The organism is Dechloromonas denitrificans, assembly GCF_020510665.1.
GTDB lineage: Bacteria > Pseudomonadota > Gammaproteobacteria > Burkholderiales > Rhodocyclaceae > Azonexus > Azonexus denitrificans_B.
In genome coordinates this window covers 2,218,873-2,234,583 of record NZ_CP075187.1, presented here as the reverse complement: position 1 = coordinate 2,234,583, position 15,711 = coordinate 2,218,873, and the positions used below count along the sequence as shown (strand labels likewise).

Annotated in this window: 15 protein-coding genes; 11 read left to right on the top strand and 4 right to left on the bottom strand. The window is 57.6% G+C overall.

Annotation, left to right across the window (positions count from 1 at the left end):
• Positions 1–30: 30 nt before the first annotated feature.
• From KI614_RS10585 to KI614_RS10575, 3 genes are all read right to left on the bottom strand, one after another.
• Complete coding sequence (locus tag KI614_RS10585) at positions 31–1,047, bottom strand: Fe(3+) ABC transporter substrate-binding protein (RefSeq protein ID WP_226405572.1); 1,017 nt, start codon at positions 1,045–1,047, stop codon at positions 31–33.
• A 195-nt stretch (positions 1,048–1,242) separates the two neighbouring features.
• Entirely contained in the window at positions 1,243–2,715 is a 1,473-nt protein-coding gene (locus tag KI614_RS10580; RefSeq protein WP_226405571.1) for an IS1182 family transposase, read from the bottom strand.
• A 79-nt stretch (positions 2,716–2,794) separates the two neighbouring features.
• Entirely contained in the window at positions 2,795–3,304 is a 510-nt protein-coding gene (locus KI614_RS10575) for a C40 family peptidase (protein ID WP_226405570.1), read from the bottom strand.
• 123 nt (positions 3,305–3,427) lie between these two features.
• On the opposite strand from KI614_RS10575, the gene KI614_RS10570 reads away from it, so the two are divergent.
• The 8 genes from KI614_RS10570 (at position 3,428) to KI614_RS10535 (ending at position 12,507) form a co-directional block, all read left to right on the top strand.
• On the top strand, positions 3,428–4,423 hold the full coding sequence (locus tag KI614_RS10570; protein ID WP_226405569.1) for an oxidoreductase: 996 nt from the start codon (positions 3,428–3,430) through the stop codon (positions 4,421–4,423).
• A gap of 1 nt (position 4,424) precedes the next feature.
• Positions 4,425–5,543, top strand: coding sequence for a response regulator (locus KI614_RS10565; protein ID WP_226405568.1), 1,119 nt, complete (start codon positions 4,425–4,427; stop codon positions 5,541–5,543).
• Between the two features lie 48 nt (positions 5,544–5,591).
• Entirely contained in the window at positions 5,592–7,484 is a 1,893-nt protein-coding gene (locus KI614_RS10560) for a propionate--CoA ligase (RefSeq protein WP_226405567.1), read from the top strand.
• 130 nt (positions 7,485–7,614) lie between these two features.
• Positions 7,615–9,117, top strand: coding sequence for an exopolyphosphatase (gene ppx, locus KI614_RS10555; RefSeq protein WP_226405566.1), 1,503 nt, complete (start codon positions 7,615–7,617; stop codon positions 9,115–9,117).
• A complete protein-coding gene (locus tag KI614_RS10550) occupies positions 9,114–10,220 on the top strand; it encodes an ABC transporter permease (RefSeq protein WP_226405565.1) in 1,107 nt (368 codons plus the stop codon). The genes ppx and KI614_RS10550 overlap by 4 nt, the downstream gene beginning before the upstream one ends.
• Positions 10,217–10,972, top strand: coding sequence for an ABC transporter ATP-binding protein (locus KI614_RS10545; protein WP_226405564.1), 756 nt, complete (start codon positions 10,217–10,219; stop codon positions 10,970–10,972). The genes KI614_RS10550 and KI614_RS10545 overlap by 4 nt, the downstream gene beginning before the upstream one ends.
• A 9-nt stretch (positions 10,973–10,981) precedes the next feature.
• Entirely contained in the window at positions 10,982–11,908 is a 927-nt protein-coding gene (locus KI614_RS10540; protein WP_226405563.1) for an MlaD family protein, read from the top strand.
• Positions 11,905–12,507 (top strand): ABC-type transport auxiliary lipoprotein family protein, encoded by a 603-nt coding sequence (locus tag KI614_RS10535; protein WP_226405553.1) that lies wholly within the window; start codon positions 11,905–11,907, stop codon positions 12,505–12,507. Before KI614_RS10540 ends, KI614_RS10535 begins: the two co-directional genes overlap by 4 nt.
• Here KI614_RS10535 and KI614_RS10530 read toward each other — a convergent pair.
• On the bottom strand, positions 12,504–13,115 hold the full coding sequence (locus tag KI614_RS10530; protein ID WP_226405551.1) for a TetR/AcrR family transcriptional regulator: 612 nt from the start codon (positions 13,113–13,115) through the stop codon (positions 12,504–12,506). The two genes, KI614_RS10535 and KI614_RS10530, sit on opposite strands and share 4 nt — an antisense overlap.
• Positions 13,116–13,243: 128 nt before the next feature.
• On the opposite strand from KI614_RS10530, the gene KI614_RS10525 reads away from it, so the two are divergent.
• From KI614_RS10525 to KI614_RS10515, 3 genes are read left to right on the top strand one after another with little or no spacing between them, the layout of a single operon-like run.
• Complete coding sequence (locus tag KI614_RS10525) at positions 13,244–13,993, top strand: electron transfer flavoprotein subunit beta/FixA family protein (RefSeq protein ID WP_226405548.1); 750 nt, start codon at positions 13,244–13,246, stop codon at positions 13,991–13,993.
• Between the two features lie 2 nt (positions 13,994–13,995).
• Positions 13,996–14,928, top strand: a complete 933-nt coding sequence (locus tag KI614_RS10520) for an electron transfer flavoprotein subunit alpha/FixB family protein (RefSeq protein ID WP_226405546.1) — start codon at positions 13,996–13,998, stop codon at positions 14,926–14,928.
• 30 nt (positions 14,929–14,958) lie between these two features.
• Positions 14,959–15,603 (top strand): energy-coupling factor ABC transporter permease, encoded by a 645-nt coding sequence (locus KI614_RS10515; protein ID WP_413464144.1) that lies wholly within the window; start codon positions 14,959–14,961, stop codon positions 15,601–15,603.
• Positions 15,604–15,711: the final 108 nt, after the last annotated feature.

The following is a 15,711-nucleotide window of genomic DNA, read 5'->3' as shown; positions in this document are numbered from 1 at the left end:
GATTTGGCGAGTCCGCCAGCCCATCGGCATTTATTTGAAGCCGGCCCGATCAAAAATCATTTGTGCTTTAGTCTGGTACATCGCCAGATTTTTGACCGGCAATTTGTCGGCCTTGAATTTGCCCAGGCTGTCGAGTGCCGGGTTGCTGACCTTGATGCCATCAACTGCCGGCCATTCATTGTTGCCATCGGCAAAATAGCGTTGTGCAGCATCCGATGCCAGGTATTCGAGGAATTTGACGGCCGCCTCTTTGTGCGGCGCCGTTTTCAGCATGCCGCCGCCAGACACATTGATATGGGTGCCGGTGGTGCTTTGGTTCGGCCAGATGACGCCGATTTTTTCCATTGCTTTTTGCTCTTCCGGCTTGGTTGACCGCAGCATTCGGGCAACATAGTAAGTATTCGACAGGGCAACGCCGCATTCACCGGCTGCGACCGCCTTGATTTGATCGGTATCCCCGCCTTTCGGCGTACGGGCAAAATTTGCCACCATGCCGCGGGCCAGTTCTTCCGCCTTGGCTTCACCCTGGTGGGCGATGATCGAAGCCATCAGCGACAGGTTGTAGGGGTGCGAGCCCGAGCGTGAACAAAGTTTGCCCTTGAGCTTCGGATTGGCCAGGTCTTCGTAGTTCTGGACATCCTCGGCCTTTACACCGGTCTTGTTGTACACAATGACGCGCGCCCGGGTTGAAAAGGAAAACCAGTCTTCGGTGCGCAAATGAGCCGGGAGGCGGCTATCGAGCACTTTTGACGTGACGTTGGCAAAAATACCCAGTTCGTGTGCCTTGGCCAGACGCGCGGCGTCGACGGTCAGGAAAATATCGGCCGGGCTGTTGCTGCCCTCGTTTTTGATACGCTCCAGCAGTTCGTCTTCCTTGCCCTCGATGCGATTGATCTTGATGCCGGTTTGCTGGGTAAAGTTGGCGTAGAGTGCTTCGTCTGTCTGGTAATGTCGTGCCGAATAAAGATTCAGGATCTTTTCTTCTGCTTGAGCAGGGTTGATCAGGGCGAGAAGTGCGGCGGCAATCAGTGAGAGGGGCTGCTTCATGAGAAAACCTGACGAAGGGATAGAGATGGCACGAGTCTACCTGCTGTCAGCTATTTCTGTAAATGAGAAACGTTATTGATCGTGGGCAGGGCAGGGCGAAAAAAAGCGGCATATTTGCCGCTTCAGACTGCTGACGAACCCCCGATTTTTCGGGGGGTTTGTTTTTCTGGTTGGAAATCAGGGAGACTCCTGGCTTCAAGCCGAAGCGAGGCGGATTCTGAAATTCAGGTTAGGAACCCCGATCTGCCAAAGATGGCGGGCGAATGGGGCGGCAAAACGGGTTCGTGCGAGGATTTTGGCCAATAAGGCTGCCGCCTTGCGGGCCAGCAGCAGGGCCATCTTCTTCATGTTCTGACAGGCCGCCGAGAGCAGGCACTGCGCCTGCACCTTGGCCAAGCCACGGAAGCGAGCGTAACGGTGGCCATGCAACTCCTTGGCATCGGCAAAGCTGCGCTCCACTGTTTCCTTGCGCCGGGCGTACAGCCGTTTGCCCAGGTCGCTCAGGCGATTGGCGTTGATCGCTTCCTTGAAACCTTCCCAGAGATGCCGGGTCACGAGCTTCTGATGGTTCCGGCTCTGCGTGCATTGCCCGCGCACGCCGCAATCGGCACACCGCGCCGGGTTCGAGGCGTATTCGCGATAACCCAGCCGGTTGGTCGTCCGGTACGGTAGAACCTCCCCGGCCGGGCAGCGGTAGCAGTCCTGGACCGCATCGTAGAGATAGTCCCGTTTGTAGAAATAGCCATCGCGGTGTGTGGGTCGCTTGTAGCCCATCACCCCGAACAGTGCCCGCTCGAGAATGCCCTTGCAGACTTGCGGGGTGAAATACCCGGCATCCAGCCCGACGGCGCCCACGGCCAGATCAAAGCGCTCCATGACCCGATCCAGGCGGGCAAGGTAGGGCTGGCTGTCATGGACATTGCCCGGCGTGACATGGGTATCGACGATCAAAGCATGCACGCCATCGACAGTCCGGTGATCCAGATAGAAGAAGCCGGTCGGCTTGTTGTCGCGGGCCATGAAACCTGCGTCGGGATCGACCGTGCTGACCTTGACCTCCTTCATCGGCGGTGTCGAATCATCGTCATCACGCTTGAGCGGCTTCTTGCCCGCGGCGGCTCGGTCCGTTTCGATGGCTGCATCCAGTTCGGCCAGGTAGGCCGCAGGGGTTTGCTCGACCTGATGCACCTCAAAATGCCGTTTGTTGGCATTCGCCTTCAGATGCGTGCTGTCCGTGTAAAGCACCCGCCCGCCAATCAGCTTATGCTCAATGGCTTGCTCGACAATCCCGTCGAAGATGCGTTGCTCAATGTCCGTCCCGACAAAGCGGCGACGGCGATTCTGCGACAGCGTCGAGGCATCCGGCACTTTGTCCGTCAGTCGAAAGCCGAGAAACCAGCGGTAAGCCACATTGACCTCTATTTCCTTCACCAGCCGTCGCTCGGAGCGAATCCCAAACAAGTAGCCAATGAACAACATCTTGAACAACACCACCGGATCAATCGCGGGTCGGCCATTGTTCTCGCAATACAGGTGCTGGGTCGCTTCACGAATGAAATCAAACCGGATGTGCTGGTCGAGCAGCCGGAGCAAGTGGTCTTTCGGGACCAATTGCTCCAACGTCACCATCTCCAGTTCCGTTTGGGCAGGGTAGGCAGGTTTGAGCATGCCTGCATTATAAAAAATAAAGCCCCCAATCGCTTGGAGGCTTTGTCAGCGGTCTGAAGCGGCATATTTGCCGCTTGTTTCAGTTGCCTTCGATGATTCGTCGGGCGCCGTTGTAGCGCTGTACCCAGTAACTGTTTTCCATGCTTTCCACACGCACTTCGGCGCCTGTGCGCGGTGCATGCAGGAAGTGGTTGTCACCGAGGTAAATGCCGACATGCGAGAAAGTCCGGCGCATCGTGTTGAAAAAGACGAGATCGCCGGGTTTGAGCTGGCTGGTATCGATTTTTTCGCCGACTTCGCTCATTTCGCGTGCCGTGCGTGGCAGGGATGCGCCAATGCTGTCCTTGAACACCAGGCGAACAAAGCCGCTGCAGTCCAGGCCGCTGTCTTCATTGTTGCCACCGAGGCGATAACGAACGCCGACCAGCTTCAAGCCTTGCAGGATGACATCCTGCGCAGCGTTGGTGTAACGTTCGAAGAAAGAAAGTTGTTCCTCGGGTTTGCGCAACTGTTCCGCTGCTGCGGATGCCCCTGTGCCGCCCACGAGAAGGGCCGCAACGAGCAGTACGGGAGATAGAACTTTACGCATAGCCGTGGAATGTATTTCAAAAACGCTTAACTGTAAAGTTGCCGACACGTTTGACCGATGTAACGCTGTTCATAATCCGTAATTATGAATTACAATTTATTTTCCCGTGGAGTGAGAAAAGCAATGAATTCGTTCAAGGCTCTGTTGATTGAACAGCAGGATGGCAAGGTAAGCAGCAGCTTCGTCCAGATGGATGAAAGCCAGCTGGATAGTGGCTCCGTCACCATTCGCGTTGCCTATTCCAGCGTCAACTACAAAGACGCTTTGGCGGCGACCGGCGCAGGAAAAATCATCCGCCGCTTTCCGTGCGTCGGAGGGATCGATCTTTGCGGGACGGTGATCGATAGTGTCGATGCACGTTTCAAGGCAGGTGATCAAGTCATCGCGACAAGCTTTGATATCGGTGTCGCTCACCACGGGGGCTATGCTGAAATCGCCCGTGTTCCGGGCGACTGGGTGGTGCCGCTGCCGCCGGGGCTTTCCTTGTTTGAATCCATGGCACTGGGGACGGCGGGCTTTACTGCTGCACTTGGTATTGTGCGGATGGAAGAGAATCGTTTGCGTCCGGAAAACGGACCGGTCATCGTCACGGGGTCGACGGGGGGCGTCGGCAGTCTGGCGGTCGACATGCTGGCCAGGCTGGGCTATCACGTTGTTGCGCTGACCGGAAAGGAAAGCGAGGCTGATTACTTGCGCAGCCTGGGGGCTCGCGAAGTGATGCTCCGCCAGAATCTCGATCTGACCAAGATACGTCCGCTCGACAAAGGCCGCTGGGCTGGCGCGGTTGATAACCTGGGAGGCGATGTGCTGGCCTGGATTGCAAGCACCATGGAGCAGGGCGGAACAATCGCCAGCATCGGCCTGGCTGCCAGCATGTCGCTCAATACGACGGTTGCACCGTTCATCCTGCGGGGCGTGTCATTGCTGGGTATTGATTCCGGATATATCCGCGAACCTTATCGCAGCGGTGTCTGGCAGCGGCTGGCGACAGATTTGCGCCCGCCTCACCTGGCATCAATGGCTCGCCGGATTGCGCTTGATGATTTGCCGGCCACCTTCACTGAATTTGTTGCCGGAAAAGCTCGTGGCCGGGTTGTCGTCGAGATCGCAGGAGGCTGAGGTGGCAAACCTGCCTCGCATTCTTGTTGTGGATGATTCGAAAGTGGTGAGGGCTTCGCTGGCTCACCACCTGAAGGGTATCTATGACGTGCGTGAAGAGGAGAATGGCGAGTCTGCCTGGCAAACCCTGGTACTCGATCACTCGATCCTGGCGGTCATTTCCGATCTGCAGATGCCGAAGCTGGACGGATTCCAGCTACTTGAGCGTGTTCGAGCCTCGCGATTGAGGCGTCTGCAGCAACTTCCCTTCATCCTCGTTTCCGGTGAGGAGGGCGAAGAAGAGCGCCTGCGTGCCAGTTCCCTTGGTGTTTCGGACTTTATCGCCAAAGGGGCAGGCAGTGCCGAGATCCTGTTACGGCTGAATCATCTGCTGGCCTTGTCGGATGCCCGGGCATCACTTGAAATCTCGCGCGAAAGCCTGGTTCAGGACCCGGAGAGTGGCTTTTTTACTCGGAAGTATCTCGAACTGCAAATTGCCCAGGCGCTTTCCCATTCTGCCCGTCACGGTGTCGATATGAGCGTGATGGTGCTTGCCTTTGACGGTTATGCAGCGCTGGTTGATCGTCTTGGTGAAGACGTTGCCGGGCAGGTTGGTGCGCGTTTTGCCCGGATGTTGGCCGGGAAAATGCGTCAGGAAGATAGTCTGGGCCATTTCTTGCCGGGGCAGTTCGCCATCGTTTCTCCCGGGACATCCGCTGCATTTTGTGCCGCTTTTGCCGAGCGGGTTCGTCAGGCTGTTGAGGTGGCGCGCCTGACTGTGCGTGGCGAGAGTGTGGCGTTGACCGTGAGTATCGGCCTGGCGGGCGTACCGATGGATCGGGTCGCCTCCGCCGGTGCCATGCTCGATCTGGCCGCCCTGCGAACCCAGGAAGCCATGGGGGTCGGTGGAAATCGCATTGTTGCACCGGGGGCTGCGCCGGCGATTCCCAATTCCATCTCGATCCAGCATGCCCTTGAATTACTTGCAGCAGGGCGGCGCGAGGCTGTATTGCCGCACCTGGGCGCACTTGGCGAGCAGTTGCTGCCGCTTTTGCGGATTATCGACAGTGAATTTGATCTGGCCTTGCCAATGGCCGGTATCGAGCAGCGTTTCATAGAGCGGGCAGGGAAAAAACAATAGCCCGATCTTTATTTTGTTGTGCAGGAAAACCTAACTTGAGGGAGTTGTATGGCGACTTACAAGGAATTTCATCAGTATTCCATTGAAAAACCGAATGAGTTCTGGACCGAACAGGCCCAACTCGTTGACTGGAAGGAACCGTTTACCCAGGTATGCGACTACTCGCGTCCCCCGTTTGCCAAATGGTTCGTCGGCGGCAAGACCAATCTTTGCTACAACGCGGTTGATCGTCACGCGGCCAAGCGCCCGAACGATCGTGCGCTGATCTTCATTTCGACTGAAACCGATGAAGAAACGGTTTACAGCTTTGCCGAGCTGCAGCGTGAAATCGAGCGTATGGCGGCGATTTACCAAAGCCTCGGCGTCAAGAAGGGCGACCGCGTCCTGATCTACATGCCGATGATCGCCCAGGCAACCTTCGCCATCCTGGCTGCAACCCGCATCGGCGCCATCCACTCGGTGGTCTTCGGTGGCTTCGCTTCCGGCTCGCTGGCCACCCGCATCGACGATGCCAAGCCGGTGCTGATCGTTTCTGCCGATGCCGGCATGCGCGGCGGCAAGGCCGTGCCCTACAAGCATCTGCTCGATGAAGCCATCGAACTGGCCGAACACAAGCCGGCCAAGGTGCTGATGGTCGACCGTGGTCTGGACAAGGAATTCAACAAGGTGGCTGGTCGCGACGTTGATTACGCGACCGAACGCGCCAAGTTCATGGATGCCCAGGTGCCGTGCGAATGGCTGGAATCGAACGAGCCGTCCTACATCCTGTATACCTCCGGGACGACCGGCAAGCCGAAGGGCGTGCAGCGCGATACCGGCGGTTATGCTGTGGCACTGGCCTCGACCATGAAGCACATCTACTGCGGTGGCGAGGGTGAAACCTTCTTCTCGACCTCCGATATCGGCTGGGTGGTCGGTCACTCTTACATCATCTACGGCCCGCTGATTGCCGGTATGGCCACCGTGATGTACGAAGGCACGCCGCTGCGTCCGGATGCCGGCATCTGGTGGCAGATCGTCGAGAAGTACAAGGTCTCGGTCATGTTCTCCGCACCGACGGCAGCCCGCGTGCTGAAGAAGCAGGATCCGGCCTTCATGCACAAGTATGACCTGTCGACCCTGAAGCATATTTTCATGGCCGGCGAGCCGCTTGATCAGCCGACCCACGAATGGTTCATGGGTGAGCTGAATATCCCGGTCATCGACAACTACTGGCAGACTGAAACCGGTTGGCCGATGCTGGCTGCGTTGCCGGGTGTGGAAAAGACACCGATCAAGTTCGGTTCGCCGAGTTTCCCGGTCTACGGCTACAACCTGAAGATTTTCCGCGAAGACGGCTCCGAGTGCGGCGCCAACGAAAAAGGCATTGCTGCGGTCATCCCGCCGTTGCCGCCTGGCTGTCTGTCCACCGTCTGGGGTCAGGACGACCGTTTCGTCAGCACCTATTTCACCCTGTTCAAGGAGCCGCTGGTTTATTCCTCCTACGATTGGGCGATCAAGGACGATGACGGTTATTTCACCATCCTCGGTCGTACCGATGACGTGATCAACGTTGCCGGTCACCGTCTGGGCACCCGTGAAATCGAGGAAGCCATCCAGAACCACGCGGCGATTGCCGAAGTGGCCGTGGTTGGCGTCGAAGACAAGCTCAAGGGCCAGGTGCCGATGGCATTCGCCGTCGTCAAGGATGCTTCCAAGGTGGCAACGCCCGAGTTGGTCAAGGCGCTGGAGAAGGAAGTGTTTGCCACGGTCGACGGCATTTTGGGGGCCATTGGTCGTCCGGCTCGCGTGCACTTCGTGACTGGTTTGCCCAAGACCCGTTCCGGCAAGATGCTGCGCCGTTCGCTGCAGGCTTTGGCTGAAGGTCGCGATCCAGGCGATCTGACCACGATCGATGATCCGTCGACGCTGGAACAGATCAAGAACGCACTGGCCAGCTGATCCGGTTCGTGCTTCATCCAAACCCGCCGACGCAAGCCGGCGGGTTTTTTTACGCCTCAACTGTAAGAATTGATGCCGGGGGTGGGTGTTAGAATGCCCGTCAGTCCTACCTTTCCCGTGTTCCTTACTGATGATTTACGAAACAGTCGCTGCAGTTGATTTAGGCTCCAATAGCTTCCGCCTGCAGGTTGGTCGGGTGGTCGATGACCAGATTTATACGCTGGATTCGATGAAGTCTGCCGTCCGGCTGGCTTCCGGGCTGAATGCCGACAAGCGCCTGGATGCGCCATCGCAGGCACGCGCCTTGCTGGCCTTGCGCAATTTCGGCGAGCGTTTGCGCGGCCTTGATCCTGGGGCTGTTCGTGTCGTTGCCACCAATACGCTGCGAGTGGCTAAAAATGCTGCCGAGTTTCTGCCGCTGGCGGAAGAGGCGCTTGGCTTTCCGATCGAAATCATTGCCGGTCGGGAGGAAGCGCGCCTGATTTACATCGGCGCCTCGCACTCCTTGCCTTCTGCGTCGCACAAGCGTCTGGTCATTGATATCGGCGGTGGGTCGACCGAATTCATTATCGGCAAACGCCATGATCCGCAACTGATGGAGTCCCTTTACATGGGCTGCGTCAGTTATACCCAGCGGTTTTTCCCGGATCGGAAAATCGACAAGAAGCGTTTGCGCGAGGCGCAGGTTGCTGCAGCGAAGGAAATCGAACTGATTGCCCACGATTATCAGCGTCTGGGCTGGAAGGAAGCGGTTGGTTCTTCCGGTTCAGCACGGGCGATTGCGGATGTGCTCGAAATGAACGGCATGAATCCGAATGGCGAAAGTGGCATTACCCGGGAAGGCCTGGATAAGCTTTGTGCCTTGCTGATCAAGGCGGGGTCCGCCGAAGCGCTTGATTTGCCGGGCGTACGCAGTGATCGTTTGCCGGTTCTGCCGGGAGGTATCGCGATCATGTCAGCCATTTTCGAGGAGTTGGGGCTGGAGCGCATGACCTATGCCGATGGTGCTTTGCGTCTCGGCGTGCTTTATGACCTGCTTGGCCGTTTTCATGACCACGATATGCGTGATTCGACCGTCAAGCAGTTTCGTCGGCGTTATCAGGTAGAAGCGGATCAGGTCGAACGGGTGGAAGCAACGGCGATTTCGGCGCTGACCCAGCTTTCGGAAGGTACGCCGAGCGAAGTTGACGTTCAGTTTTTGTCCTGGGCCACCCGGTTGCATGAAATCGGGATTTCGGTGGCCCATAACGCCTACCACAAGCACGGTGCCTACATCCTGACCTATGCCGACATGCCGGGTTTCTCCAAAAAGGATCAGGCACGCCTGGCCATGCTGGTGCTCGGACATCGTGGCAAGCTTGAAAAGCTGGGCTCGATTCCTGCGGTCGACAGCGCCTGGACGCTGGTTTTCTGTTTGCGGCTGGCCGTGCTCTTGCATCGCACGCGGGATGACCGGGCTTTGCCGGATTGGCGGGTTTCCCGTAGCGGCAGCGGCTTCCTGCTTGAACTGCCGGCTGGCTGGCTGGCGACCAACCCGTGGACGGCCGCGGCTCTTGGTGAAGAGGCGGCCATCTGGAAACAGATCGGGCGTGATTATGTGGTCAAGTCGCGGGCCTTGAGGAAGGGCGAATGAAGCCGTTCCCCAGCTTGCAGCTTGAGCCGGGGAAAGTCGTGCTGGCCGGGGAATGGACGTTGGCCGCAATGCTGCCGCAGATTGACGTATTGAAGCAGCAACTTGCTTCAGCCGTCTCCGGTGAGCAAAGCTGGAATCTTCTTGCCGTTACACGGATTGATAGTGCTGCCGCTGTCTTGCTGTGGCGCACCTGGGGCCAGGCCTGGCCGAAAAACCTGCTGATTTCGGGTGTGCACCGCGCCGTCATCGAGCGCGTTGCCAATCTTCCGGCTGAAGTTTCTGCTCCGCCGGTCGACTCCTTCCATCCGCTGGAAATTGTTGGTCACCAACTGCTCAAGGCGACCGTCAACTTGCGTGGCATGGTGACGCTGCTTGGGCAACTCTGGCTCGATGTGATTTATCTGGCTCGCCATCGGGCCGATATACCTTGGCGTGAATTTACCGCCAATCTCTATAAATCCGGTGCCCAGGCACTGCCGGTAACGGCACTGGTCGGTTTTTTGATTGGTATTACGATCAGCTACTTGTCCGCCCTGCAATTGAAAACATTCGGCGCCGACCTGTTCATCGTCAATATCCTCGGCATTTCAATCATTCGCGAGCTTGGCCCGGTCTTGGTCGCGGTGCTGGTTGCCGGCCGATCCGGTTCGGCAATGACTGCCCAGATCGGTGTGATGCGAGTGACCGAGGAAATCGATGCCCTGTCCACGATGGGTATCTCGCGCACGGTTCGTGTCGTTTTGCCCAAGATTTTCGGGTTGACCGCGGCAATGCCGCTGCTGGTTTTATGGACATCGGCCGTCGCCTTGTTTGGTGGAATGATTGCCGCGATGTTCCAGCTTGATCTGTCACTGATCTATTTTTTCGAGAATCTGCCGCGTGCCGTGCCGATGGCAAACTTGCTGATCGGTTTGGCCAAAGGCGTGCTGTTCGGCTTTGTCATCGCACTTGTGGCCTGTTATTTCGGCTTGCGGGTCAAGCCGAACACCGAAAGTCTGTCCGCCAACACAACCAGTGCGGTGGTGACGGCAATTACCGCGGTCATTCTGGTTGATGCGATTTTTGCCGTATTGACCCGTCAGATCGGGATGCCCCAGTTATGACCCGCGATGTCGTCATCGAGCTGTGTGGCGTCGATACGGTTTTTTCCGGGCATTACGTGCATCGCAAGCTCGATTTGTCTATCGAGCGCGGGCAGATCGTCGGTTTGCTGGGCGGCTCGGGGAGCGGAAAAACCACCCTGTTGCGTGAAATGCTCGGCTTGCTTAGGCCGACTGCCGGGTATGTGCGTCTTTTCGATGTTGATTTGAATGATCCGGACAGCCTGGTTCAGCGAGCCATCCGCCGTCGGCTCGGCATGCTTTTCCAGCATGGCGCACTATTTTCCGCACTATCCGTTTTTGACAACATTGCTTTCCCCTTGCGCGAATTGCGTTGCCTCGATGAAGACTGGATTCGGCACCTGGTCCATCTCAAGCTGGCAATGGTCGAATTGGCGCCGGCTCACGGCCTGTTGATGCCGGCGGAGCTGTCCGGCGGAATGGTCAAGCGTGTCGCGCTGGCGCGTGCGCTTGCCCTTGAGCCGGAACTGCTGCTGCTTGATGAGCCGACGGCTGGCCTTGATCCAGATCGCAGCCAGAACTTTGTCGAACTGGTCGGTTCGCTGCAACAGGCGCTGGGCCTGACGGTCGTGATGGTGACGCATGACCTGAATACCCTGGCCGGGCTGGCCAGCCATGTTGCCGTACTGGCCGAGGGACATATCATTGCCCACGGTCCCAAGGCAGAAGTGATGACTGTCGATCATCCTTTTGTGACCGGCTTTTTTGGCGCTGACCGCAAGAAACTGCTTTAATGAAAGCTCATGGAAAATAAATCTCATGCCTTCGTGGCCGGCATTTTTGTTCTTTTGCTGGGTCTTGCTGCTTTGCTGGCACTCTACTGGCTCGGTGGTGCCAAGGACGATACGCATGATTACGTGGTTGTCACCAAGCAAAATATCGGTGGATTGAATCCACAAGCGCAAGTGCGCTATCGCGGCATCCGGGTTGGCAAGGTCAGCGATATCCGGCTCGATCCGGATGACTACAGCAATATTCTTGTGACGATCTCGGTGCGTGAAGATGTCCCGCTCACCAAGGGGACAGTCGCCAAACTCAACTATCAGGGCGTCACCGGTTTGGCGCACATTCTTTTGCTCGAAACCGGCAAGGACAAGGCTCCCCTTGAGCCAGACGATGAAAAGCCGCCGCAGATCATGATGATTCCCTCGCTTTTCGACGAGTTGGGCGAAAGCGGTGCGGCGACCTTGAAGCAGGCGCAATTGCTCATGGCATCCGCCAATGCCATGCTCAGTGAAGAAAATCGCAAGCACCTCACGGCAACGCTAGCTAATCTGGAGACCGCTTCGGCGCACATGAAGCCGGCGCTTGAAAATCTGAACGGCAGCCTGATCCAGATTCGCAAATTGATTGATGATCAAAATGTCAAGAAACTATCGGCTGCAGCCGGTGAAGTCGCCCCCTTGCTGGCCGATACGCGCGTGCTGATCGGCAAAATGCAGGCGGCTACAGACAAGCTCGATGGCGCCATTGGCGATGCCTCGGCCGGAGGAACGGCGGCACTGATGCCGCGCCTGAATGAATTGGCCAGTGATTTTTCGACAACTTCGCGTCAGCTGAGCCGCGTTTTGCGGATTCTCGAAGATTCGCCGCAGGGGCTTGTTTTCGGTGCGCCGGCATTGCCTCCCGGCCCCGGTGAGCCAGGCTTTTCTAACGGGGGCGGGCAATGAACGTGCGACTCTTTGCGATACCGGTCCTTGTGCTGTCGCTGGCCGGCTGTTTGACGTCAGGCAAGCGAGGCGATACGGCAATGGCGGTCTATGACCTCGGTTTTGCGGTCGACCGCAGCAATCTGCCGATTCGTAAAGTGCCGATGGCCGTTGAAGTCAGGGCGCCGCTGTGGTTCGACTCGCTGGGCATCGGTTACCGCCTGGCCTATGACGAGCCAGCGCGATTGCGTGAATATGCCAGGGCGCGTTGGGCGGGGCCGCCGGCTCAGTTGATTCAACTCAAGCTGGTTCGCGATTCAGGCCTGGTTGCGGCAGGGCAGGGGCGGGCGCGTTGTGTGCTACGCCTTGATATCACGGAGTTCAGCCAGGTTTTTGATACGGCGACCGTCAGTCGGGCTGTCCTGCAAGGTCGCGTGCAATGGCTTGATCGTGGCCGCGGGCGTTTGGCTGAGCAAACTTTTGCCTTTGACCTGGCCGCCGGGTCACCTGATTCAAAAGGCGGTGTAGCTGGCTTGACGGCAGTGGTCGAGCAGTTGACCGCAGCAATCGGTGTGTGGGAGCAGGAGCGATCCGGTGTGCTGGCTGATTGCCTGCGTTAATTTGAAACAATGCGTTCGGCAATGCGTTGCTTAAGATCGCCAAGATTCTCGTCAAAATCACTGTAGTGCATCAGCGATAGCCCGAAAACGCAGGCGTACAGAAGCAGGCTGCGACTTTTTGCTTCGGCTTCCGACATGCCGGAAGCAACAAACAGTTTGCGGGTACACTCCAGGCGATACAAATCAACAGCTTCGACGACGGCTGCCGCACGTGCATCATGGCGAGCCCAGTCGCGCACAGCCAGTTCAATGGACATGCCCTTGCGATTGCGATTGGCGCCATAGACCTCGATGGCATAGTGCAATTGGTCGCGTTCCTGGCCTGGTGCAACCGAGGTGGTTTTTTCGATATCGCGAATCCGGCCGTCTTTCCAGTGCTCCAGCACGGCATCGAGCAGCGCCTGGCGATCCTTGAAGTGCCAGTAAAAACTGCCTTTGGTGACGCCGCAGCGTTTGGCCAGCACTTCAACGCGCAGGCCGGCAACGCCTTCTCGGGCGAGGACATCAACCGCCGTTTCGACCCAGTTGTTGGGGTCGAGTTGCGTGCGCGGCGATACCGCCTTCTTGCGAGGCACTTTCAGGGGAGACTTGACAGGTGTGATTTCCATACGCTACCGTATGCACTCCATACGACACAGTATGGTCATTGTGCGTAATGACTAAGACTCTGTCAAACAGATGCCAGTTTGTAGTACAAAGGCGCTGATAAATTTAAACGACCTGAAAGGAGAGGCTTGTGAAAATTCTCGTCCCCGTGAAGCGGGTAGTGGACTACAACGTCAAGGTACGCGTGAAGGCGGATGGTTCAGGGGTAGACCTGGCCAACGTCAAGATGAGCATGAACCCGTTCGACGAAATCGCGGTGGAAGAAGCCGTGCGTCTGAAGGAAGCCGGCATTGCGACTGAAGTGATCGCTGTTTCCTGCGGCGTGGCCGCCTGCCAGGAAACCCTGCGCACCGCGATGGCGATTGGTGCCGACCGCGGCATCCTGGTTGAAGCCGACGTCGAACTTCAGCCGCTGGCTGTCGCCAAGCTGCTCAAGGCGCTGTGCGACAAGGAACAACCGCAACTCGTCATCTGCGGCAAGCAAGCGATTGACGACGATGCCAACCAGACCGGTCAGATGCTGGCTGCGCTGCAGAACTGGCCGCAAGCCACCTTCGCCTCCAAGGTTGTCATCGCCGGCGGCAAGGCAGAAGTCACCCGCGAAATCGACGGGGGTCTGGAAACCCTGGCGATCAGCCTGCCGGCCGTTGTCTCGACCGACCTGCGCCTGAACGAACCGCGCTACGCCACGCTGCCGAACATCATGAAAGCCAAGAAGAAGCCGCTCGACACCGTCAAGCCTGCCGACCTCGGCGTTGACGTTGCCCCGCGCCTGAGCACGCTGAAAGTCGCCGAACCGGCCAAGCGCTCCGCGGGTGTCAAGGTCGCGGATGTGGCCGAACTCGTCAACAAACTCAAAAACGAAGCCAAGGTGATCTGATCATGACCATCCTCGTTATCGCCGAACACGACCACGCCAGCCTCAAGGCCGCCACGCTCAACACCGTTGCTGCCGCCGCCAAAATCGGTGGCGACATTCACGTCCTCGTTGCCGGCACCGCCTGCAGCGGCGCCGCCCAGCAAGCTGCCGGCCTGCAAGGCGTGAGCAAAGTCAAAGTGGCCGACGCGGCCCACTACCAAAGCCAGACCGCAGAAAACCTGAGCGCACTGGTCATCGCCAACGCCGCCGGCTACAGCCACATCCTGGCCCCGGCCACGACCTTCGGCAAAAACCTGCTGCCGCGCGTTGCCGCACTGCTCGACGTCGCGCAGATTTCCGAAATCACCGGTGTTGAATCTGCCGACACCTTCGTCCGCCCGATCTACGCCGGCAATGCGCTGGCCACGGTCAAGAGCGCCGATACGGTCAAGGTGATCACCGTGCGTACCACCGCCTTTGACGCGGTCGACGCCGGCAACAATGCCGAAATCGAAACGCTCGGCGCCGCCGCCGACACCGCCCAAAGCGCGCTGACCCATCGCGAACTGACCAAATCGGCCCGCCCTGAACTCGGCGCCGCCAAGATCATCGTCTCTGGCGGTCGAGGTCTGGGCAGCGGTGAAAACTATCAGCAACTGCTCGAACCGCTGGCCGACAAGCTCGGTGCTGCGCTCGGCGCCAGCCGTGCTGCGGTCGACGCCGGTTTTGTGCCGAATGACTACCAGGTGGGCCAGACCGGCAAGATCGTCGCGCCGCAGCTCTACCTGGCGGTCGGTATTTCCGGTGCGATCCAGCATCTGGCCGGGATGAAAGATTCCAAGGTGATCGTGGCGATCAACAAGGACCCCGATGCCCCGATCTTCCAGATCGCCGATTACGGCCTGGTAGGTGACTTGTTTGAGGTGGTGCCGCAACTGGTGGCTGCGGTTGGCTAAAATAGCCGTGTGAATCTACCGGACACACTGTTGGGCGAAGCGTGGTACTGGGCGGCTTGGGTCGTCTGGCTACCCGTCTTCGCCCTTTGTCTTTTTCGGGCCGACTGGGCGCGTCTCAAAGATTCGGAACAGCTCAATGTGTGGCTTGGCATGATCGTGTTCCTGGTGCTGATCTGGAGCATGAAAGCGGGCGTCAAACCCGGGTTGGGATTCCATCTGCTGGGCGCTACTGTCTTTACGCTAAGTTTTGGCCCTTACCTTGCCTTCATTGGTTTGTCTGCCGTTTTGGCTGCTGTCACCTTGAATGGTTCTGCCGGAATTTTTGCCTTTGGGTTGAATGAGCTACTGATGGCTGGCGTGGCGGTGCCGTGCAGTCATTTCTTGTTCAAGTGGCTTTCTCCGGTTCTTCCCAAGCATTTTTTTGTTTATATATTCATTCACGGATTTCTTTGTGCGGCACTGACTGTTATTGCGACCGGATTTACCGTTTCTGTGTTCATGGCAATGGCGGGGGCGTACGAATGGGAATATCTGATTGGTGATTATTTCCCCTATTTTTTGTTATTGGGATTCTCCGAGGCATGGCTCTCGGGAATGGTCATGACGCTTTTTGTCGTTTATCGTCCCAACTGGGTACTTACCTTTAACGATTCCTGTTATCTATGTGATAAATAACGACTACAATCCGCTTAGTTTTTTGTCATTGAGGGCTGTTTCCTTGAATTGTTTGACTTTCCGTTATTGCTTTCCGGTCGCCTTGCTCGCCGTTTCTGCGAGCGCTTC